1 protein-coding gene (running past one end of the window) is annotated in these 25317 nt (G+C 63.2%); it reads right to left on the bottom strand.

What is annotated here, in order from left to right; genetic code table 11:
• On the bottom strand, window positions 1-25317 hold the 5' portion of the coding sequence (locus ACILSE_RS01655; protein ID WP_395715596.1) for an SdrD B-like domain-containing protein. Its footprint begins 8670 nt before the window's first position; the window shows 25317 of its 33987 coding nt (coding positions 1-25317); it begins with the start codon at window positions 25315-25317; its stop codon lies off the left edge, out of view.

The following is a 25317-nucleotide window of genomic DNA, read 5'->3' as shown; positions in this document are numbered from 1 at the left end:
GCTCCAGGTATACGGCCCGGTGCCGCCGCTGATGCTGAACTGCTGGCTGTAAGGCGTGCCGTGATACGCGCTGGGCAGTGTGACCGGCGTGATGCTCATGGACGGGCAGTTCACGGCGAGTGTGTACAGCCGTGTGCTGGCGCAGTTGAAGGCATCCCGGGCCTCGACGGTGAAGGATGCCGTGGACGCCTGCGTCGGAGTGCCGGAGATGATGCCACTGGAGCTCAGGGAGAGGCCGGAGGGCAGCGTGCCGCTGACCACACTCCAGACGTAGGGAGCGGTGCCGCCCGTGGCGTTCAGCGGAGAGGAGTAAGCCTGACCCACTGTGCCGTTCGCAAGCGTGGAGGGCGAGATGATGAAATCAGGGCAGCGAACCGTGATGCTGTAGGGCTGTGTTCCCGGCGCGCCGTTGGCATCCAGCGCCTGCACAGTGAAGGAGTAGGTGCCTGGATTTGCCGTCGTGCTGCCGGAGATCACGCCGCTGGAGGAGATCGAGAAGCCTGATGGCAGATTTCCCGTCAGCCTGCTGAAGGTGTAAGGCGCCGTGCCGCCCGACGCGGTGATCTGCTGGAAGTAGGGCACCAGACGCGTGGCATCAGGCAGGGTGGGCGGAAGAATCGTGATGGGGGGATAATCCACCGTGAACGTGTATTGCTGCGTGGAGGAGCAGTTCTCCGCATCCGTGACACGCACGACAAACGTGCTGCTGCCGAGGCTTGTGGGCGCGCCGCTGAGCACACCGCTGCTGGAAAGCGTCATGCCCGTCGGCAGCACACCGGAGGCAAGGCTCCAGGTGTAAGGCGCCGTGCCGCCACCGACGGCCAGAGTCTGGCTGTAAGACGCATACTGCACCGCCGAAGGCAGCGGCACAGGTCCGATGGAAAGCGTGGGACAGGCGATGACGATCTGGAGCGCGCTGGTGGCCGAGCAGTTCACACCATCCGTCGCACGCACCGTGAAAGTGTAAGTCGCCGGGGTGGCGGTGGGCGTGCCGGAGATCAGGCCCGAATTGCTCAGGGACAAACCAGCGGGCAGAGCGCCCGAAACGAGGCTCCAGGCATAAGGCGCTGTTCCGCCGCTGGCATTGAGTTGCTGGTTCGGATAGGCGACGCCCTTGGTTCCCGAGGGCAATACCGGGGCGTTGATGCTGATCGACGGGCAGTTGACGGCGACCGGATAAACCCTGGAGCCGGCGCATCCGTTCGCATCCGTGGCCGTGACGGTGATGTTGTAGGTTCCTGGCGCGCTGGAGGGCGTCCCGCTGAGGATGCCGCCGCTGCTCAAGGCCATCCCTGAAGGAAGAGTGCCCGTGAATGTCCACGCATAAGGCGCGGTGCCGTTGCTGGCGGTCAAGGTTTGCGCCGTGTAAGAGGCATACTGCGTCGCCGCAGGCAGCGTCGCAGGCGAGATCGCAATCGTTGGGCACGTGATCGTCCAGGTGATCGCGTTTTCGATGGCGCATCCGTTCGCGTCCGTGGCGCGGATGACAAAGCTGTAAATGCCAGGAGCACCCGTCACCGTGCCGGAGAGCAGCCCGTCGGAGGAAAGCGAAACACCCAACGGGAGCGTGCCCGAGGCCCGTGTGTAGGTGTAGGGAGACGTGCCGCCACTGGCCGTGAACTGCTGGCTGACCGGAGCATTCTGCGTCAGAGAAGCCATGCTGGTCGGCGACATCGACAGCACCGGGCAGACGACCGCGAGCGTCATCGCCTGCGTGGCGGAGCAACCGGAGGAGTCCACCACGCGAACGGTGAAGCTGTAAGTCGCCGGAGGGGCCGTCACCGTACCACTGAGCACACCGGCGCTGGAGAAGGACAGGCCTGTTGGCAGGGTGCCGCTTGAAATATTCCAGGTGTAGGGCGAATTACCTCCGGCGGCAGTGAAGGTGGCGCTGTAGCTCGCACCTCTCATCGCGTTGGAAAGCGTGACCGGGGTGATGGTGATGACCGGGCAGGAGCGAAGGCCAAAGTCGATGGTGTTTTCCGTGTTGGTCGTGCCCGTGCTCCCAGGCTCGCCGCCGGCGGTCAATTGGAAGACCATGCTGTTGATTGCGGAACCGGCTCCGCCAGGTTGCGAGCCGTTGTTGTCATTGTTCACGGCGTTATCCGAGCTGACGACGGCGCTGCTGGCCAGCGAGAAAGAAGCCGGAGGCGTGAGACGCACATAGTAAGATCCGGAGACGTAAGTCCTGAAGCTGTAGGCGCCGGTGCTGAGCGTCGAGGTGGTCTGGAGCACCGTGTCCGCGTTCAAGCCGCTGCCGCCGACGGCGTTGTCAGCGCCGAGGCTCATGAGCTCCACCTGCACGCCGCCCACACCAGGCTCCGTGGTGTCCTTGAGACCGTTGTTGTTCGAGTCATTCCAGACAAGGTCGCCGACGGTGATGCCGGTGAAGAGGCCGATGTCGAGCGTGTTGTTGCCGTTCGTGCCGTCGCCGTCCACGCCGGAGGCGGGCTCCATGCCCACGGCGAGATCGATCACCGGACTGAACACAAAGGTGCCCGGTCCACCCGGCTGGCTGCCGTTGTTGTCGTTGTCGATGTCGTTGTCCAGGGCCACGCCCACACCGCTGACACCCGGAACGCCCACCGTCGGAGTGACACGCACGTAGTATTTGCCGGGAACCAGGTTTGTGAACGAGTAAAGACCGGTGCTTCCGGTGACGACGCTGCCGCCGACCTGCGTGTCCGCGTTCGCGCCGCTGCCGCCGATGGCATCGTCGGCTCCAGCGCTGAACAACTGAACGGTCACGCCGCTGATGCCAAGCTCGATGGTATCCCGCAGCCCATTGTTGTTCGTGTCGTTCCAGACAAGGTTGCCGACGCTCACCCACGGCGACACGGAGCAGGGTTCGGTGGCAATGGTGAAGACGCCGGAGGGATCCGTCTCGAACAAGCCTTCTGTCGTGCTTCCGGGCGTGTAGCTGAAAGAGGTGAGCGCGCCATTGCTGTCGTAGGCCGGCTGGCTGTCGAGATCCACCATGTGGAGCACGATGCCCGAGCTGCCTCCTGTCTGAATGCCTTCCCATGTGCCGGCATCCACGCCCATGGCACTCCAGTTGGAGGCGTTGTTGACGCGGGTGACGTCGATCACGCACTGGAAGCGCACGCTGGAGCCGCCTTCCGTCACTTTTTGCAGCAGAACGTCGGACGCGGTGACATTCCCGCCCGCCGTGGTCACCATCAGGTTCGCCGCCGTCTGCCAGCTGTTATGTCCGAGAGCAGGATCGTAGCGGTAGATGCTCACCACCGGGCTCGAACGCGTCATGCCGTTCACATAGACGATCGCATGATCGGCCGTGGCCGGATTCGCGCCGGTGCTGACCAGGAACCACAGCGCGTCCACCTTCGCCGCGCCGATCTGGTTCATGCTGATGTCGAGGCTCAGACGGTTGAGCGCGGCGTCATAGATCATGTCCGCGCTGTCGATGTGGGCGATGCCCGGCGTGTAAGCAAAATCATAGGCCTGGGAGGGAGTCCAGTCCGTGGCCATTCCGAGCACGCCGTCGCGGTTTTTGTCACAGGCCAGGAAGTGGTAACAGCCCGTGGCGGTCGGCCCGCCGGTCTTGAAGCCGAAGTCGATCGTCATATTGCCGTTGTTGTCGTCGGCGTCGTCAAGCGTGTTGAAAGCGCCGCTCTCACCCGTGCTGTTCGTGGGCTCGCCGCTGTCGGAGAGTGAGATCAGCGCGCTGCTGATGCCGTTGACCGCAGGCTGCGCGTTGTCCACGCCATCGTCGTTTCCGACAATGTTGTCGTCCGTGTCATTGTCCGAGGAGCTGGGCGGGAAGATCGAGATCGTGTTCACTAACGGCTTGCCGACGCCAAACTCGGAGGCCGGAACGCGCACAAAATAAGATCCCGGCACCACATTCGTGAACTGGTAGCGGCCACGAGTGCTGGACGTGCTGCTCGTGGTGGTGCTGGTGACGAAGGAGCCCGAGCTGTTGAGCAGCTCCACACGTACCCCGCCGACACCTTCGCCGGAATCATGGACACCGTTGTTGTTGGCATCCTTGTAAACGAGGTTGCCGATGCTGTTGAAGGTCGGACGCAGGCCAAAGTCGATCGTGTTGTCAATGTTTCCACCGAAGGGAGCCAGCAAATTGCCCGGCTCGGTCAGCGCGGAGAGCGTGATCATCGGCGAAAAGATCGGCGCCCCGGTCGCTGACTGCGAAATGCCGTTGCTGTCGTTGTCGATGCCGTTGTCGGAGCTGCTGCTGGTGCTGCTGCGGCGCGGATGCGTGATGGGCGGCGTCAGCTTCACATAATATCTGCCCGCCGAGAGCCCGGCGAAGCTGTAAAGACCGTCCGCGCCGGTCGTGAATGTCGAGCCAACCTTAACGTCGTCCGCGTTGTTGACCGTCGTGTCGCTGGATCTGAAGAGCTCCATTTGCGCGCCAGCGACACCTGTCTCGCCCGCATTGACGACGCCGTTGTTGTTGTTGTCGGAGAACACGAAGTTACCGATGGCCAACGCGGCGCTGAAGCCGAAATCGACGGTCATTTCCTGATTGCCACCGCCGCTGGCGAGATTTCCCGGCTCCTTATTGACGGCGAGATCAATGACCGGGCTGGACACCGCCGCGCCTGATCCACCGGGCTGGAGGCCGTTGCTGTCGTTGTCCACACCGTTGTCGAGATTCACCGCGGGGGACGCAAGAGGCCAGAGCGTGTCCGGCGTCGGGATGCGGACGAAATATTTGCCCGCGGGCAGTCCGGTGAAGAGATAATAACCGTTCGCGTCGGTCGTCGTCGTGGCGATGAGCTGGTCGTCGCCGGTGTTGGTCAGATTGTCCGCGCCGGCCTGGAGCAGCTGCACCGTGAGATTCGGCAGGCCGGGTTCGCGGGGATTTTTGATGCCGTTGGAGTTCGTGTCGGCCCACACGAAGTCACCCAGGGAAAGTGTCGGCGGATCACAGGTGGCGCTTCCCTGCAGCAGGATGTTGTCGATGTCGATGTAGCCCGATCCATCACCTCCCCAGAGATAGATTTCGATCAAGAACGGCTTCCCGGCCAGCTCGGCGCCGGTGGGCAGGGCGCTGGCGCCGCCGATGAAGCTGCTCCACGGCAGGTTCATCGAATACCACGAGCCTGTGGCGGGCAGGAGGAAGGTGTTTGTGACGGCCGTGCGGTGGTTCGCGCCGTCTTTCCAGGTGAGGAAGACCTTCCCCTGCACCGGCGCGGTGGTGCCGACCCGATAGACGTCGAAGAGCAGGTTGCCGATGTTGCCGGTGGCGGTCGGATCCATGTCAAAACGGATCCACAGGCTGTCGCGGTTCTGCGTCATGCTGGTGCGCGTGGCGTCGTAGGCGGTGTCGTAGGCCGCGTCCCAGTCACGCATGCGGCGGGAGAGCGAACCACCACGAATCGGACCATTGCTCGTCGGCTCGCTGATGTCGGCGAGGCCGTTCATGTCGTCTTCGATCTGGATCTTGGCCGCGTTGACGACGCAGGGGTTCTTGAAGCTCGGAGGCGCGGGCAGACCGCCGCTGGTGGCGTTCAAATCATACTCCAGCAGGTTGGCGATCGACGCCGGCACGGCGCGAAGAGCGAAGTCGATGCTGTTTTCGGCGTCGGCACCTCCGGCAACGTCTCCCGGCTCGCGTCCGACAGCGAGAGTGATGACCGGAGTGTTGATCGTGGTCCCCTTCCCTCCGGACTGCACGCCGTTGTTGTCGTTGTCGATGCCATTGTCAGCGGAAACCTGAGGGCCGGAGGACAAAGGATGCGTGGAAGGCGGCGTGGCGATGCGCACGAAGTAATTGCCCGGAGCCAGCCCGGTGAACGCATAAGCGCCGGAGCCGTCGGAGGTCGTCGTGCCCTGGGAAATGTCGTCACCGTTGCCGATCACTGTGTCCGTCGTCGAGAAGAGCTGGAGCGACACGCCGCCGATGCCAGGTTCGCCCGCGTCACGCGCTCCATTTTGATCGAGGTCGTCCCACACGAGATTTCCGAGCGAGAGGCCGTTGATGTCGATGATGTAGTCACGCGTGCCCGAGCATGTCACCGAGTCCACACCGCGAATGGTGAAGCTGTAGCTGCCGGTGGCGGTCGGCGTGCCGCTGATGACACCGCTGCTCGTGTTCAGGGTCACGCCCGGCGGCAAACTGCCGGCGACCAGCGAATACGTGTAGGGTCCGATGCCGCCGCTGCTCGTCACAGTCTGGCTGTAAGCCACGCCGCGATACCCTGAGGCCAGCGTGGCGGGCGCGAGGGCCAGAACCGGGCAGTCAACCGTCATGCTGATCGTCCTGCTGCCAAGGCAGGAATAAACCCCGCGCGCCTCCACCGTGAAGCTGTAGCTGCCCGGCACGGTCGGCGTGCCGCTGAGAACGCCGGACGGGCTGAGCCCCAGCCCCGGAGGCAGCGTGCTGCCAGCAGGCACGCTCCAAGTGTAAGGCGCGGTGGCACCCGAGGCGGTGAACGTTGTGGAATAGGCCGCGGCCACCGTGCCGTTCGGGACCGTCGCCGGTGTGATTGTCACGGTGGGGCATTCCAGTGTCAGCACATAGTTGATGGTGCCCGGGCAGTTGTTTTGATCCATCGCCTGAATGGTAAAGGTGTAATTGCCCGGCGTGCCGGTGGGCGTGCCGCTGATCAGACCGGTGGAGGAGATGCTCAAGCCTGTGGGGAAGGCGCCGCCCGTGCGCGACCATGTCTTCACGCCCACTCCGCCGGAGGCCGTGAGCTGCTGCGAGAAGGCGCTGCCAACCAACGCCGTGGGCAACGACGCGGGCGTGATGGTGATGGCGGCGCAGTTCACACCGAGCGCGAGCGCCTGCTGCTTCATGCAGCCATTCAAATCGGACACCTGAACGGTGAAGTTGAACGAGCCGACCGCCTCGGTCGTGCCGCTGATCAAACCAGCGGAAGAGAGAGTGATGCCCGAGGGTAGCGATCCGCTGGCAAGCGACCACGTGTAAGGCGCGGTGCCTCCGCTCGCGGTGAGTTGCTGACTGTAGGCCATCGTCGTGGTGGCCTGCGGCAGCGTCGTCGGAGTCACGCTGATGAGCGGGCAGTCGAAAAGAATCGTGCAGTCACGCGATCCCGAGCAGCCGGATGAGTCCGTGGCCTTCACGCGGAACGTGTAGCTGCCGGGAGCCGCCGTCGGCATGCCGCTGATGATGCCGTCGCTGCCAAGAACGAGTCCGGCGGGCAACGCGCCGCTTTCCAAAGACCAGGTGTAGGCCGGATTGCCGCCGCTCGCGCTCAACGTCTGGCTGTAGGGCTGATACTGGCGGCCGTTCGTCAGCGTCGCGGGTGTGACCGTGATGACGGGGCAGATAACGCGCAAGGTGTAAGCCCGCGTACCTGAGCAGGCCACGCTGTCCGTGCCGCTCACCGTGAAGGTGTAATCCCCCGGCAGCGCCGTCGGCGTGCCACTGATGAGGCCGGCGTTGCTGAGGCTCATGCCCGCAGGCAGCGCACCGCTGGTGATGCTGAAGGTGTATGGCGCGCTGCCGCCCATGCCGTCCAGCAGAACAGGAGAGTAAGCCGCGAACTGCTGCGCGTTCGCCAGCGTGGCCGGAGTCAGCGTGATCGGCGGGCAGACGACGCGGAGGCTCAGCGCCTGGGTGCTTACGCAGTTGTTCGCGTCACGAGCACGGACGGTGAAAGAATACGAGCCCGGCGCGGAACCCGGCGTGCCGCTGATGACACCGCCGCTGCTCATGCTCATGCCGGTGGGCAGCGCTCCGCTGGTGATGTCCCATTGATAAGGCGCGGTTCCACCCGACGCGTTCAGCGTGACAGAGGTGTAAGCCGCGTACTGCGTGGCGTCATCGAGCGTCTTGGGCGTGATGTCGATCACCGGGCAGTTGACGACGAGCGTGTAAGCGCGCAGGCCGGTGCCGCTGTAGAGGTCGCTCGCACGGACCGTGAAAGGATAGCTCGCAGGGACCGCAGTGGGAGTGCCGCCGAGCACTCCGGTGGCTGTGTCGAGCGTCAAACCGGCGGGCAGGCCGTTGTTGCCGCTATCGATGGCATTGAAACGCGCGAGCACCTCTCCGGCACTGAGGGCGCGGTTGTAAATCACCGGTTCGTCCATCGCGCCGGCCCAACTGGTGCCCGCGACGGGGCTGCCACCGACATTCAGAGGATGCGTGGCATGATTGATGGCGGTGGTGAAGGCCTTGGAGGCAATCAAGACGCCGTTCACGTAGATCCGCAGATTGTTGAGGTCGTAGGTCGCCACGACATGGCTCCATGCGTTCGCTGCCACCGGCGCATCGACAAACTCCGAGACGGAGCCCACCGAAGTGGTGCCGTTGATCCAGAAACGCAGCGTGCTGCCGCCACCAAGCTGGGTGATTCCATAGCCATTGGCGGGCGCGGCCACATCCGTGGTTTTGACGATGATGCTGCGATCTCCAGAAGGCGAGGCATCGGCGGGACGCACCCACGCCTCGAGGCTGATCTGGGCCGGACGCATGACCGACTGATCCGCCACCTGCATGTAATCATTCGTGCCGTCGAAGCTGAATGCACGGCCTGCAACGCCTGGTGTGAAGGCCACGCCGTTGAGCAGCGCACCGTTGTTTCCTGCAACCACTTCGGCCGCGCCACCCTCACCCGGCCACCAAGCGGCAGTGCCGCTCAAGGCGGAGGGGCTGACGCTCCAGGTGTAGGGCGATGTGCCGCCGGAAGCCGCCAGGCTCTGTGTGTAAGCCGCGTATTGCGTCGCCGCTGGCAAAGTCGCCGGATTGACGGTGACCAGGGCGTTCATGAGGATCAGCGTGTAGCTTTGAGTGCTGGAGCAGCCCTGGCTGTCAGTGCTGCGCACGGTGAAGGCATAACTGCCCGGTGCGGCGGCAGCGCCTGGTGTCCCGCTGAGAACACCACCGCTGCTAAGGGTCATGCCGCTTGGCAGCGCACCACTGCTGATCGAATAGGAGTAACCACCCGAGCCGCCGCTGGAGCTGAATGACAGCGGACTGTAGGCCGCATACTGCGTGGCGACCGGAACCGTGCCGGGGCTGATGGTGATGGCTGGACAGCCGCGGAAACCGAAGTCGATGGTGTTTTCGATGTTGCTGATGCCGGAACTGCCCGGCTCGCCTGCGGCGGTGAGCGTGATGACCGGGCTGATCACAGCGGAGCCGACACCGCCGCTCTGCATGGCGTTGCTGTCGTTGTCCTCGCCGTTGTCAGAACCGTCGGCGACGCCCGAGACCAGCGGGTAGGACGCGGGCGGGACTGGAACGCGCACGCGATACGCGCCCGGCTGATAAACGGTGAACCCATAGACGCCACTGCTGTTCGTGGTGGTGCTGGCGATGACCGTGTTGACGGTACCGTCGAGCAACTCGACCGCGACACCGGCCCCGACACCGGTTTCCGTGCCGCTGGTGAAAGCACCATCGTTGTTTGCGTCGATGAAGAGCTGGTTGCCAAGCTGGATGCCGGTGAAGAGGCCGAAGTCGATGCTCAGCTCGGTATCAGGGTTGGTGTCGCCATCGTTGATCGGTTCCGCGCCGATGTTGAGGTTGATGACAGGGCTGTAGAGGAAGGTGCCGGGGCCGCCGGGCTGCGAGCCGTTGTTGTCGTTGTTGATGCCGCTGTCGGCCACGACCACGTTGCCGCCGGTGGCGGGAATGCTGCCGGGAGGAGTGACGCGCACGACATATTTGCCGTCGGCGAGTCCGGTGAAGTTGTAGGCGCCGACGGGGCTCGTCGTGGTGGTGCCGACCAGCAGGTCGTCCGCGTCGCCCGCAATGTCGTTGGTGGTGCGGTAGAGATCGACCGTGACGCTGCCGATGCCGATCTCGCTGTAAGCGCCTGTGTCGCGCACGCCGTTTCTGTTGGCATCGTTCCAGACGAGGTTGCCGATGGTGAGCGTGGCGGAGGGGCTGACCTGGCAGAGATAAACGAGGTCGACGGCGACGGGATTGGTGCTGCTGCCGCCCGAGAGCACGATGTTGGCGGTGTCGATCTGCGACTGCGTGGCAGCGTTCGCGATGCGGAAACGATAGGTGAACTGGCGCCACGTCGGCTGCGTGGTGTTGGAGGAAGCCCCGGTCCAGCCGCTGTAGTCCGACGCGCCGAAGGTCGGGTAGGAGATGGTACCGCCGGTGTAACCGCAGCACTGGCTCACGCCTGGGGCGGTGGCGCTCAGCTCGCCCTGCGGAACGCTGTAGTACTGATAAATACCGGGCGTCGAACCAGTGATGATCTGGAAGATCTGCGCGTTCGCGCCGAGATCCCACAAAATGGAGGCCGCGCCGGCGGACGCGCTGGACGCCCACACGCTCAGCTCATACTCCTTGCCCGCCTGGAGCACCGTGCTCCACGCGCCGCCACCCGCGGGGCGCAGGCTGACGCAGGAGTTGGTGCCTTGCATCAGCAGCATGCGCTTCCCGTGGCGGCTTTTCACACTCTCCATCCAAGAGACACGCGAACCATTGTTTCCAGACAGAACCTGCGCGCGCTGGATGGGCTCGCCGACGCCACTGGTGCCATTGGTGCCGCCCAGCCACTGGAAGGCGTTGATGTTCGCACCGAACGCGGTGCCCGTGCCGTCGTAACCGAGCACCGTGGTCGGCGTTCCCGTTGTGTTTGGCAGCCCCTGGAACTCAAAGCTCGGGTTGTCGATGAGGTTGGTGATCTGGCAGGGATTGAAGTTGGCGAAGCCGATGTCGATCGTGCTGTCTGAGTCGGTGTCGTCGCCATCGGTGCCGCTGCCGGGCTCGGTTCCCGGAGACAACGTGATCAGGGGCGTGACAACCGGGGCACCCGAGGCGCCTTGAAGGCCGTTGTTGTCATTGTTGACGCGGTTGTCGAGCGCGACCTGGTTGGTGCTTGTTTTCGGATAGAATGTCGGCGGCGTCGGAACGCGCACGTAGTAAACGCCGGGGGCAAGATTGTTGAAAAGATAGAGGCCATTGGTGTCCGTGGAACCGGTGATGAGCAGCACGTCGTCACCCGCGCCGTTCTCCGCGATGCCGTTGATGCCTGGCGACCACAATTGCAGGCGCAGGTTAGGCATCCCGCTCTCGGTGGAGCCGCGCAGGCCGTCGTCGTTCATGTCGATCCACACCTGGTTGCCAAGCGCCATGCCTTTGACGAGGAAAGTGACGGTTCCCGTCGCGCTCTGGCAGTTGTAGGCGTCCGTGGCGCGCACGGTGACGCTGTAGCTGCCCAAGGTCGTCGGCGTGCCGGTCACGGTGCCGTTGGAGGCCAGTGTGAGGCCCGGCGGCAGCGATCCGCTGATGAGCGCGAAGGAATACGGAGCCGTGCCGCCGTTTGCGGTGAGCGTGTGCGTGTAAGGCGTGTTGAGATAGCCGTTGGGCGGCGTGGTGCCGCCGAGGGAGATCACCGGACATGTCGGCGTGACCATGTAGGCACGCGAGCCGGAGCAGCCGTTCGCATCCGTGGCGGTGAGCGTGAAGTTCACGGGCGTGATGGATGTCGCGCTGCCGCTGAGCACGCCGGTGGCGCTGTCGAGGCTCAGCCACGCGGGCAGGCCGCTCGCGCTCCAGGTCAGCGGCGTGGCGCTGGTGCCGCTGGCGGTCACCGTTTGTGAATACGCGAAGCCGATGACAGGCGGTGACAACGTGGCCGGATTCACCGTGATGACCGGACAGACCTGAACCTGGCGTGTGATCAGACCGACGCAGCCTTCGGCATCAATGACGCGCACCGTGATGCTGGTGCCGGCGGCGTTTGCCGTCGTCGGCGTTCCTGAAATGACACCGCCGCTCGAGAGCGTCAGCCCGTCCGGCAGCGTGCCGCTTTCAACGGCAAATGAATGCGGCGCGGTGCCGCCGGAGGCGGTCAGCGTCTGCGAGTAAGCCACGCCTACCGTCGCCTTTGGCAGCGTCGCGGGTGTCAGGGTGATGATCGGGCAGCGTGGATCGAGCGTGTAGGCCTGCGTGCCGGCGCAGCCGTTCGCGTCCGTGGCGCGCACCGTGAATGTGATCGGCGTGGCATCTGGCGGAGTGCCGGAAATCATACCTGTGGTCGCATTCAACGTGCACCAGGCTGGAAGCGTGCCGCTGGCGAGCGTGAATTGATACGGCGCGACACCGCCGGAGGCGCTGATCGTCTGCTGATACTGCAAACCGACCGTCGCAGGCTTCAGCGCGGCAGGAGTGAGCGTGATGACAGGACAGACCTGGAACGGCAGCACTGCCGTGCCGGAGCAGCCGGTGGGATCGGTGGCGCGCACAGTCACATTGACGCCGACACCGTTCGCGACCGTCGGAGTGCCGCTGATGACGCCGGTGGCCGGGTCGAGCGACAACCCGGCCGGAAGTGTGCCGCTGGCAATGCTCCACGCATGCGTGAGCCATCCGGTGACGGTCTGCATCGCGTGCGAAGGGCCGGACCATTGCAGACGCGAGACCGCGTCACCGCCATTTTCATAAAACTCGACGCGCACCGGCACCACGGTTCCTGCCGTGAGCGAAATGGTCGCGCTGTAATTGGTTGCTGATTGATCCCTCCACTGGTCGATGATCAGCGTGTTGTTCACCCAGAGGCGGATGCCGTCATCAGACGTGGTTTGGAAGGTGTGCGTGCCGGTCGCAGTCGGACGGATGAAGCCATTCCAGCGCACGGAGAAATTATCCGCCGGAACCGAGGCATGCGGGGCTCCGCCGGCCCAGTTGAAGTCAATCGAGCTGTCCTGACGCGTCAGCAGCAGGCTGTCGAAGTTTCTGCCGGAGAAATACTGGCCGATGAGGCCGGACTGCGGCGACGCGGTGAGCGTCTGCGAGTATGCCTGCCCCACTCTGGCCACCGAGGGCACGGTGGGAGCGATGGTGATGGTCGGGCAGACCGGCGGCAGCGTGTAAGTGCGCGAAGCACTGCACAAATTGGCATCCGTGGCCGTGATGGTGAAGGTCACCGAGGTCGCGTTGGTGGGCATGCCGGACAGAGCGCCGGTGGCGGGATCGAGACTGAGCCACACTGGCAGCCCCGTGGCGCTGTAAAGCAACGGCGTGGCCGTTGTGCCGGTGGCCGTGATGGTTTGTGAATACGGAACACCGATCAAAGGCACGGGCAGCGTGGCCGGATTCACTGTGATCACAGGACAAACGCGAATGTTGAAGACCTGATCCTTGAAGCAGCCGTCGGCGTCCATCGCGCGGATGGTGACGCTGGCTCCATTGACGCCGCTGGTGGGGGCGGTGGGCGCGCCGGTGATGACACCGCCGCTGCCGAGGTTCAATCCCGCCGGCAATGATCCCGAAACGATGCTCCAGGTATAAGGCGTGGCGCTGCTACCGCTGGCGGTGAGTGTCTGCGAATAGGCCGTGCCGACAACACCCGCTGTCAGCATCGCCGGAGAGATCGCGATGACCGGGCAGGAGCGGAAGCCAAAGTCGATGGTGTTTTCAAAACTGGTGCCGCCGGACGAACCCGGCTCCGTTCCGGTGGCGAGCGTGATGAGCGGGCTGGTGGTGCTGCCGCCGGTGCCCGCCGGCTGGATGCCGTTGCTGTCGTTGTCCACGCCGTTGTCAGCGTTCACCGCCGGTGATGCGAGCGTGTAGGTGGACGAAGGCACCGGAATGCGCACGCGGTAGCTGCCGGGGGCGCAACCACCGAACAAATAGCGTCCGTCCGCGCCGGTGACGGTGCTGGCCAGCACGATGCCGCCGCTGTTCAGGAGCTCCACGCCGATGTTCGGGATGCCCGTTTCGCCCGCGTCAAACAGTCCGTTCCGGTTCAAGTCGGCAAACACCAGATCGCCCAGGTTCACGCCGTCGCCGAGGCCGAAGTCGATGCTGAGCTCGGTGTTGGGATTGGTGTCGCCGTCGTTCATCGACTCCGACCCGGCCGTCAGCGTGATCAGCGGGCTGACGATCGGTGTTCCGGGGCCGCCGGGCTGCAGACCGTTGTTGTCATTGTCGATGCCGTTGTCGAAAGTCACGACGCCGCCCGAGGTCGAAGGCAGCGCGAGCGTGGGCGTGATCTGCACATAGTAAGTGCCCGCCGGAACACCGCTGAAGACATAAGCGCCGCTGCTCGTCGTGGTGATCGGAGGAGCCACCTCATTGTCGGCGTTCACACCGGTGCCGCCACGCGCTCCATCCGCCCCAGGATGGAACAAACGCACGACCACACCTGCGACACCAGGTTCTCCCACATCCTTGATGCCATCACGATCCAGATCCTGCCACACCGCGTTGCCGAGGCAGAGGCGCGCCTCCGCGGCCGGCACACGACGGAAGATCATCGAATCCTCAATGGCTCCGGGATTGTTGCCATAAACGCCCAGCGTGTTGCCGTCGGCGGAGATGCCGTCACCCCCATTGTAAATGTTCCAGAACGCGTAAGCGGAGTCCTGCGCGGCATGACCGTCCTCGATCAGCAAATCAGCGACGCGCTTGTAGGCGGTGGTGGGAGAATCCCACATCACCGCAAAGCTGCCGGTGGAGCCGCTGCTGTAAATCGATCCCAGCACACGTCCGGTGTCGCTGATCGCACCAACAATGCCACCCAGTTGATCCTGCGGCAGCACACGCGGCAGATTCGTGCGCGCGCCGGTTTGAATGTCATGCGCAAACGGCACCGGCACTCCGGCGATGCGCTGGCTGGAGCCGACATAACGTCCGTTCGGGCTGATGCGGCCACCACGCAGCGATCCGCCGGTGAAGGTGACCAGCGTGGTGCTCCAGCCACTCGCATGGCTGCCGCTGATGACCTTGCCTGTGCCGCTGCTGTCGATGACGAGCAGCCGCGTGCCATCGGCGGAAGCATCCAGCACCTCGCGCACGCCGGCGATGGCCGTCCATGCGCGCGAGCTCAGGTTCCACATGCCGCCTTGCGACATCAACGGGCCGGAAGGGCCGTCAGGGTCAGCCGTGCCAAACGCAAAAGCGCTGTCGGCCGTCAGGGCGACCGGCAGGGCGTAAACGCTGGTGTTTCCATCATACGGCGTGAGCAGACGCACGACCGTTCCGCTCGTGCGGTTGTAGAACCACGGGATCACGTTGAACCTCGCACCTGCGGTCCATTTTTCATGACCGACCACATTGCCGCTGTCATTCACATCACTGCCCATCGCATAGGGATGCGTGACATCCACCAGCGGCACGTCCACGCTGCTCAGCGAGAGCGTGTTCATGACAAAGCCGCGTGTTTTGAGACCAAAACGAATACCGGTGACCCAGCGGCCGTCCGGCGACATGTTGAACACGCAGTTGCCCTGGCTCTGGGTTTCCCCGCCAAAGACATCGCGGCCCAAACGTGTGACGAGATACGCATTGCCATAGGTGCGTCCCTGCGGATCAGGACAGGCTCCCACGGCGGGTGAGACGAGAATCACACGGCTGACGGTCGTTTCACAGCCAAGCGAGTCGATGGCGGCAAACAGCACCGTGGCTCCACCTGCCGTTGTCGGCGTGCCGCTGATCACACCGCTTGAGGAGAGGCTCAAACCACCCGGCAGCGGGCTGCGTGCCTGGAAGGTGTAAGGTCCGGTGCCGCCAGAAGCGGTCAGCGTGGCATTGTAGGGCGTTCCAGCGGTGCCGTTGGGAAGTTGAGATGGCGAAATGGTGAACGTGCGGCAACTCGACAGACCGAAGTCGATGGTCATCTCCGTGTTTGGATCCGTGTCGCCGTCGGTGACGGATTCCGTGCCCACCGCCAGGACGAAAACAGGGCTGAGAAGGACCGTGCCCGATCCACCGGGCTGGCTGCCGTTGTTGTCGTTGTCGAGCTGGTTGTCCGCAGTCACCGGAGTGCCGGTGGTGAAGGGAAAACCGCCTGGAGGCGTGACGCGCACATAATAAGCGCCGGGCACCATGCCGGTGAAATTGTAGATGCCGGACGCATTGGTGGTGGTCGTGCCAACCTGAGTGTCCGCGTTGCCGCCGCTGCCGCCAATCGCGTTGTCAGCGCCGGGAGTGAACAACTGCACCTGCACACCCGAAATGCCGCTTTCTCCCGCGTCGAAGGTGCCGCTGTTGTTCACGTCGTTCCAGACCAGGCTGCCGATCTGAAGGCGCGCCGCCTCGAAATCCTGACCGGTCAGCGTCTGATTGGGGTCAAGCGTGATGCTTATGTTGTTCGGGTTGATGCCGTCCGCGTCGGCCCAGGCATGATAAGTGGCTGGTGGAGTGTAGGAGACGCTGTAGCCGCCGGGGAGAAGGCTGCTGAACGTGTAGGCGCCGGAGGCGTTCGTCGTGGCGGTGGAGTTTGTGTCGTCGGCCGTACCCAAGATCGTGTCGGCACCTGCGGAGGTCAATGTGACGGTGACGCCGGAGAGACCTGTCTCACCCGCCTGCGCGATGCCATCGCCGCTGCCGATGACGACGCGGCCGGCCACGCTGCTCAATTGCTGACGATAACCGAAATTACGGCCCGTCAGATTGGAGGTGAGCGAAGTGATCACCGTCTGCTGGTCTCTGGTCGCGTCAGGATCGCCGGTCTGCACATATCCCTGCGCCAGCAAGGTCGTGCCATTGACCATCAGCGTGACTTTTGAGCCCGAGGTGATGCCGGTGAAGCTGAAGTTACCGCTGGCATCGGCGGACAAGGTGAGCGTGTCGTCCGTCGTGCCATCGCTGGTGACATCGACCAGAGCCTGCACCGGCACGCCAGACAGACCGGCCTCGGTGCCGTTGATCACGCCGTCACCGGCGACGCCGCCGCCCTGCCCGTTGTCATTCCACACACGACCGGCCAGACCGAACGTGACGGTTGGAATGCGATAGCCGAAGTTGAGGTTGCTGACGGTTCCGCCTCCAGAAATCGCGACGGTCGCATTGCCATCCAGCGGCAGCACCGGATCGGCCGTGGGCGTGGTCGAATAACCTGTCGGAAGAGTATCCGAACGCACCTTGATGAGGTGAGTCACGTTGTCGAGACCGTCGAAACGATAGACACCGTCCGTGTCGGTCACTTTGGAGTCGAGCAACGTGGTGCCCGCCGAGTTGTAGAGTTCGACGAGCACATTAGCGAGGCCGCTTTCCGTGGTCTGGCGCGCTCCGTTGCCGTCAGCGTCCGCAAAGATGACCCCCGTGGCCGCGCCGGCGTGATCGCGGCCGAAATTGATGTCTTCGATCTCGTTTCCGCCCACAACGCTCATCAGATACGACGTGGGAGTCGTCGCACGCGTCATGCTCGCGGGAATGTCCGGATCGTTCGTCACATAAGAAACAGTGTATCTGCCCGGAACCACGAGGAAGGCATAGCCGCCATCGGCGGCGCTGGTAGCGGAGCGGGAGACGGCGGCGCCTGAGACAGCGGTGCCGGTCAGCGTCACGGTCACGTTCGGCAGGCCGGGCTCTCCCGGTCCGATGAGACCGTCGGAGTTCGTATCGTGGAAGACAATGCCCTCCACCAGTGCCAGTTCGCCGAAACCAAAGTCGGCGGTGAGCACGCTGGCTCCTGCGGCGAGATTTACCGCGATCTCCTCGCCTGTGGTGGGCAGCATGGTGTCAAATTTGCCGGCGTTCGGACTCGTTGGAGGCGCGGGGACATGCTGTTCCTCCACACGCACCACATAGCGACCCGCAGGCAGGCGGTTCAGCAGATACTGGCCGCTGGCGTTCGTGGTGGTGGACTGCAGGATTCGCTCCGTGGCGTCCACCTTCCCGTTCGCGTTGTCATCCGCGTAAAGCGAGACGCCGACGGAGGCGATGCCGGGCTCGTCATCCGCATTGCCCAAAACATTGTCCGCGCCGTCAGCATCCTGCATGCCGTCGAAGTTGGTGTCGTAATACACGCGGTCACCGATGCTGCCGCTGTGGTTGTGACCAAAGTTCGCGTTCGTCACGTTCTGCGCGGCAGCGAGTGTGATGCGGTTCAATCCTGTGGTCAGCGAAAGCGTCGCAGGACCGGAAACGAGCACCACGCCGGCAGGAAGAGTGCTTTCGATGACATCGACGAGATAATTCGCGGCACCAAGGCCGGTGAAGGCATAAGCGCCGTTCACATCGGTGATGGCCTGGCGCATCAGCAGGTCGCTGGACTCGATGGTGCCGTTGTTGTTGAGATCGCGGTAGAGGCGAACGGTGATGTTGTTCAGAAACGGCTCCGTGGTGTCGATGACCGTGTCCTGGTCGAAGTCCAGCCACACGATACCGCGGACCGAGCCGCCGTTCGTGACCGGCGGGATGAAACCGAAGTCGGCGTCATTGATCTGCGTGCCGTTGGCCGCGAGCGTGCGCTGCAGCAGCGGGGAGGTCGTGGCCACCCAGTCGGCGGGCAGCGTGGCCAGATCCACGCTCACCGACCAGGGAGAGCCGCCGTTGGAATTCAGTCCGAAGACGCGGTAGCGGCCCGAGCCGTCGCTGGTCGCCGTTTTGGTGATCGTGCCGTTGGTGACGGTGATCTTCACCCCGCCCAGACCGACCTCCGTGGCATCCTGAACGCCGTTGGCATTGACGTCCGCGAAGACCGTGTCCCCGATGCTTCCCGTGAGCGCGGTCTGCACGATCTGGCTCGGCGTCTGCGGGATGGCCGGAGCGGCAGAAGAGCTGGAAAGAGCCTGATAATTTGTGTACGCCGGGAAAGTGGCCGTCATGGTCAATTCCCGCGTGGCAACACCCGTGTCGGTATTGATGCGCCAGAGAGTGTTGTTGGTAGCCGCGGCCCCGGTGTTGCCAGTGTTGCCGCGCAACACGCCATTGGCGTCGAAGCCCAGACCTCCAAAGTCATTGATGCCAGTGGAAGACCCCGCGATCGTGATTCGCCCGATGTCCGTCACAGCGCCCGTCAACGGATCGATTTTAACCAGACGGTCCGAGTCACTGACACCTGTCACCGAGTCATTGGCCACGGCAAACAGTTCCCCCGTTTGAGGATGGAACGTCATGTCATCAATGTCGTAAAGAGCGGTAGGCAGGGTGTTGGAGGCCACCACGACGTAATCAACCCCGGCACCGAAGGCGTCCTCCACATGCAAACCGGTGGAGGGATCGATCAAAAACATCACGTCCAGCAGCGTGTTGCCAGTGCTGGCATCATCTCGCCGGTGGATGGCCTGGATCATTCCCGTGGCGGGATCAGAGGCCATGGAGGTGATTTTGAGCACGCTGAAATTGCCAAGCGGCCCCTCAAGCAGATTGGTGGAATCCGCGGCACGTCCGATCACCGTCGTGGCAAAGCCCAGGCTGGTGTAGCCGTTCAATTCAACGGCATCAATCTCCTCGTATCCTGACTTTGTCGTGCGGATGATGACCTCATCCACGAGATAGCTGGTGGCCGGAAAGCTGAAGGTGAAATAGCCAGGGGCCACGGTGGTGTCCGCCGGGATGGACATGACATGCACGGTGCCATTGGGCTCGACAAGTTCGATGCCGGTGACAAACGGAGCGGAGAAAGTCTCGCGCACGCGCACTGAGGTCGCATACACCGGCGTGGTGAATCCCAGTTGCAGGAACTCAGGGCTGCTGGTGTTCGTGGCAGGTGCCCAGGCCGTGGGCAAATCACCCGCGCTCATCGTGTTGGGCGCGCCGAGAGCCTGGGCGGCCGACCAGTCCGTGGTGCTGTATTGGCTGCTGAAACCAACCACACTCGAGGCCCACTGGCTCACCGGCGGCGAGGAGGTTCCGGGATTGATCACTGCGATGCGGTCCGCTCCGGAGCCAATCGCAGGATCACGGTCCGCGACGAAAAGAGTGCCGTCCGCGTTGAGCAGCATGGCCTTGCCCTGCGTGGTGCCGGAAGCGCCCAGGTCCTCCACCTGGTTGTTTTTCACCAGCAGCAAGCGGTCCTCATCCGCGCCGCTGGTGAAGTCCGCCAGCATGTAAGTGCCGCTCAGCTCATTGGTCTGGATGGTGGCGACGTTGTCCACCGAGTCGAGCGCGGACGCGTCCGTCACGCTGACCGTGAACGTGACAGGGCGCGTGGTGATGATACTGTTGGACGTGGATGCCGGGAAGCTGCGGCCTGCAGAACTGAACGCGCCATTGGCAAAGCTCAATGTGCCGGGGTTGGTCCCGGCCGAGACGGAGTAAGTCCAGGTGAACGTGGCCGATCCCTCGGACGGAACGGTGATGCTGGAAGGCAATGGACCGCTGAGCAGCGTGGCCGTGGTGCCGTTCGTGCCGGTAGCCGTGAGCGCGGGAGGTGTGACGCCCGTGATCTGCCCGGAACTGGAGGAAACGGTCATCGTCACAGTCGCGGTGCCGCCATGAACCACCAGGGAAGGCGTCACACTGAGATCCACATTGATTTCGGTAGGGGTGGGCGAGCCGTAATCCACGATGGCAGCACCGGGATTCGCATTCACCGGCATGCTTGCCATGGCGGCCCATGCGTTTGAGGATGGGTTGTAGCGCCACGCGTCCTTGGTGTTGTCGCCGCGCAGAGCATAGAGAGTGGAACCGGCATACACCATCGCGCCACCATCCTTGACGGTGCCAAGAGCATCTGTGAGGCGGCTCCAGGCGTTGGTGGAGCGATTGTAGCGGTAGAACTCTTTGCGATCACCGCCGCGGAACGCATAAATGTAAGTGCCGTCAAAGCTCAAGGCACCGCCGCTGCTGACACCGCCGGGCACTGAAGTTCTCTTCGTCCATGTGTTGGCTGACGGATCATAGCGGTAGAAGTCGCTTTTGCCATCCCCGCGGAGTGCGTAGATGAACGTGCCGTCGGTGGTCAATGCACCGCCATTTTTCACATTCCCGGGCAGCGAGGCCATCGTGCTCCAGACGTTGGTGGAGTTGTTGTAACGGTAGAAGTTGGCGGTGCCGGCGCCGCGCAACGCATACACATGAGGCGCGAGATAGACCAGCGCACCGCCTTCTTTCACGGTGCCGGGCACGTTTGCACGTGCGGTCCATGCGTTCGTGGCCGGATCGTAACGCCAGAAGGCGTTGGTGCCGTTTCCGCGTGTCGCATAAAGGAAGGTGCGGTCCGAGGTCAGGGCGCCGCCCCATTGCACCGCCGCCGGAGTGACCGCACGTGCCAGCCACGTCCCTGTGCCGGCATCGTAACGATAAAAGCCGGTTTTTCCGTCCCCCTGCAACGCGTAGAGATTCAGATTCTGCACCAATGATCCGGGCGTGCCTGCGGTCGTGCTGCCCAGGTTCCAGCTCACGCTCTGTCCCGTGCCGGTTTTTGACACGTTGAGCGACGGAGAAATGCCTTCGTCAAACTTGTAGCTCCCCGCGGTGGCGCCGGCGGTGAAGCTGATGTCTCCGCTGCTGACTCCGGCATCCACTTGATAAGTCCAGGAGAAAGCGGTGCTGCCGCCTGCGGCAATGGAGGCCGTGGCGGGCGTGGGACCGCTCACCAGCGTGGCCGTGGCGCTGCCGGTGGCGTTCACCAGAGGCGCTGCTGGAGTGATTCCGGACAAAGCCGCGTCACTGGTGAGCGTCATGGTCACGGTGACGAGGTCGCCGTTGCGACACACGGTTTTGGACACGCCAATCGCCGTGGTGGTGAGCGCGGAGGCGGTGGCGGGACGGAAAGCGGCCCAGTAGTTCTGCACCGCGGAAGCATTCACACGCGTGTCGGTGCCGACCTGGAATCCATCGCTTAGCAAGGACTGGATGTTGTTGGCCGCGTTCGATGTGGCGCTGCCGAAGAGCGACAAATCACCGGTGAGCGTGGCCGGACGCATCACCGCCGCCACCGCCGAGGCGCTGCGCAGCAACACAAACGACGGCTGGAAGCCGACATCGGTGACATTGCGGTCATCCGCCGCGTTGCCGTCATAAACTCCAGTGGCGGTGATGCCGGCCAGGGGCTTCCAAGCGAGGAAGTGATAAACCGTCGCGCTCGCATTGCTGCCAGCCCCGACTTGGAAGCCGGTCGATGAAAGCCCGGTGACAAGATTCGTCGCGGCGGCACCGCCGGTGAACAAGAAGGATTCATTGTCCTCCATCGAGTCCATCTTCATGACCGCCGCCGATGCCGTGGCCGGCAGCACAAACACCGTGCCTGGCTTGAAGCCCGGCGTGGTGATCGTGCGCGTGGCAGCGCCGTTTCCGGTGTAGCTGCCCACGCTGAGCGCACCGCCGGCCGCGCGGAAGGCGATCCAGTCGTAGCGCATGCCGCTGCTGTTCACGGCCGAGTTGTTGCCGACTTGGAAGCCGGTGGAGAGGAAAGACTGGATCAGGTTGGCGGTGATGGCGCTCGCCGTGACCAGTTTGGCCGCGTCTCCGCTCATGGATGAGGTGCGGATGACCGGTGCCACGCTGCTCGCCCCTTTGATGATGACGACATCCGGCTGGAAGCTGAGGCCGGTGATGTTGCGGTTGTCTGTTCCATCACCGGTGTAGGTGCCGGTGGTCATCTGCACGGCCGGATTGCCCGCGCTGCCATTCACCGCTGGCTGTGACACAAAGGTGTTCACCGTGCCGCCCTGACCGGCGCTGACAAAGGTCGTCCCGGTAGGCAGCGCGTCGTTGATGGTGAGATTCGACAGCAAATCGGTCCCCGAGTAGCGGGGCGTCATCGTGTAGGTGATCTGGTCTCCCTGCACCGCATTGGCCCGGCTGGCGGTCTTGCTCAGAAGCTGCACGAAAGCGAAGTCGGCGGTCAGGTCTGAATCTCCGGCGGCCACGGTCACCGCCACCTGCTCCACGGCCTGGTGATAGCCCGGCGGAACGGCGGCCGAATTGTCATCCAGGGTCACGATGTAGCTGCCCGCGCCCAGGCCGGTCATCAAGTAGCAGCCCTGCACATCAGTGAGCACGGTGCGCAGCCATTCCGAAGCGTCTGGATAGCCGTTGCCGTTGAGATCCCCGTAGATCATCACGGGCATGCCCACCACCGGACGATCTCCCGTGTCGTTGACACCATTGCTGTTGTTGTCGAGAAACACCTCGTCACCGATGCTGGCAGGCTGCTCGCGCCAGAAACCGAAATCAGCACCATTGTAAGCGCCGCCGAGGTTGGTCAGAATCACCGGATCAGGCGTGGTGATGCGCACCGGCGAGCCGCCAAGAGCGGTGACGATGTCCGCGTCGGCTTCATCGACATCCACAATGTAGGGCAGGCCGGTGGCCAGATTGGTGAAGGCGTAATTGCCGCTGGCATTGGTGGTGGTGGTGGCCAGCAACAGATCCACGCCTGTGTCGAGCTTGTTGTTGCTGTTGCTGTCAACGTAGAGCCGGACGGTGACGCCCGGGATGCCGGAGTCGATGCCATCCTGATAGCTGCCGTCCCTGCCGGTGTCATTGAAGACAAGATCACCGATGCTGCCGGAACCGCCCGGACGATAGCCGAAGTCCGCGTCCATGCGTTGCTGCCCTGCCGTGACGGAAACCACCGCGAGATTTACGCTGCCGATGCCAAGACCATCGAGGTCATAGGTCGGAACATATCCCGCAGGCGGACTGGAAATGCGTACCTGATAAGTGCCAGGAGACGCAACCCCGCCGAAAACATATTTTCCTGAAGCGTCGGTCACGCGTGAGGCGAGCACAGCCGTGCCGGCGCTGTTCCACAACTGCACCGTGACGCCCGGAAGGCCTTCCTCGCCCGCGTCTTGCGCGCCGTTCCCATTCCAGTCGCGGAACACCGTGTCACCGATGCGTGCTCCGCCCACATTGACCGGCGCCAGCGCTCCGGTGGACATGATCTTGCCGCCAAACTCGTAGCTGAAGCTGTTGGTGTAGGTTCCTGTCGGCTGCGAGTCGCTGACCCTGGCGTTGAAGGTGATTTCCAGCTTTTTGCCCGCATTGATCGCCTGGTTGATGGTGAACAGCGGCTTGGATGGAACCGAGTTGTTCACCACCACGCCACCGGAGGCCGCCGGGGCACCGTTCACCTTCGCGGAGACCAGGCTTTGGTAAGTGAAACCTGCGGGAAGAAACTCCGTGATCACCATCGGCGTGACACTGCCGGTGGTGCCCGTGTTTTCGATCACCAATGTGTATGCCACCGTGCCGCCCGGCTGAACATCCGCGGGAGTCACCGTTTTGTCAGGATAAAGAAGCGCCTGGCTGGTGATGTCGATGATTTCCATCGTGCTGGCCTTGGGAGCTTGATCAGAACGGGTCGATGCGGTGTTCACCTGGATGCCGGTGCCGGTGGCCCTCACATTCAAACGGAAACTTTTGATGCTCTGCGGGGCCATGCTGCCGACATTCCAAGTCAGGGTGCTGGTCCCGCTGCTGACCGCCGGCTGGGCGCTGACAAACTGCACGCCTGAAGGAAGAATGTCCTCCACCACCACATTCGTCAGCGTGATGAAACTGAAGTTCACCACATCGATGTCATAATAGAAATTCTCCCCCGGAGCCACGATGGGCTTGGAGGCGGTCTTGGCGATGAACGGTTTGCCTGCCAGGTTCGCGGCAGTGGGCTCATAATAGCGCCAGAGGTGGTCTTTGTTGTTGTACTCACCGCCGGCATCACCGCCAAAGGTGTCGGTGTAGGACTGGAGGAAACCATCGGTATCAAATGGCGAGTCGGCCTCTCCGGGATTCTTGAGAATCTTCAACTGAACACGGCTGTATTCAGGACGGAAGAGCTCCAGATTCCCCCAAGCCATACGGATGGCCTTGGGACTGGTCGAGTCATTCCAGCTCGTGGTCGCGGGCAGCGGATTCGCGGGGCTGAGGTCAAAGCCGATGCTGGAGGCGTCCACTCCGACGTAGCCGAGATCAGATCCCTGACGGCCGGGCTCGTCTTTGCTGACCATGCTGCCTGAGTAACGAATGCGCTGCCATGGCCCCATGCTGTTCACCGAAAGCTTCATTCGGTTGGAGTTGCTGGCCTGCGTATCCCACACCGTCTTGTCGAAGTGCCAGGCATAACCGCTCTGCGGACCTGCGACACCGCTGCCCATGCCCCAAGGTGTGTTGCCACGCTGGTCAGAAGAATCCACCAAAGCGCCGGGAGATTTCGAACCCCAGGCCAGCAACTGCTCCGCATCCCAGCGAGTTGTCGGAATGATCACATCGCCGGAGTTGTTGGTGATGTAGTTATCCGAGGTGGTGCCGATGTTGTTGTCCAGACCGCCTGATGTCACCCAGCTTTGCCAGACCGTCTTCGGATCGGTGGAATAAAAAATGCCGGTGTCAGCATACACGCCCGCCATGGTGCCGCGCATGACACCAGAGGAGCCATCTACAGCAAATGTCTTCTGGCCAACGATGTTCGGGCCGAGTTCGAGGCCTTTAAGCGCATTTTGCGCCGCTGCTGAGATCGAACCGTCGCCGAGGGACAAGATCGACTGCCCTTTCATCGGAATGGCGACGAATTTCCCCTTGCTGTCGATGTAGCCATACTGCGCTCCCACGACCTGCGTTCCCACAGGAACGAAAAACGTCGAGTAACCACCCGCACCCGTGGGAGTACCGACATCCGGCGTGGCTTTCATGACGAGGCCGATGATGTCGCCCGCCTTGAGTAATTGCTGACCCGCTTTCGCCCGCTGCTTGATCATGGCCATCGTGGCGTCATCAAACAC

Source organism: Prosthecobacter sp. (assembly GCF_044236155.1).
Taxonomy (GTDB): domain Bacteria; phylum Verrucomicrobiota; class Verrucomicrobiia; order Verrucomicrobiales; family Verrucomicrobiaceae; genus Prosthecobacter.
Note: the sequence above shows the minus strand (reverse complement) of the source record. Positions and strands in the feature narration are given on the sequence as shown.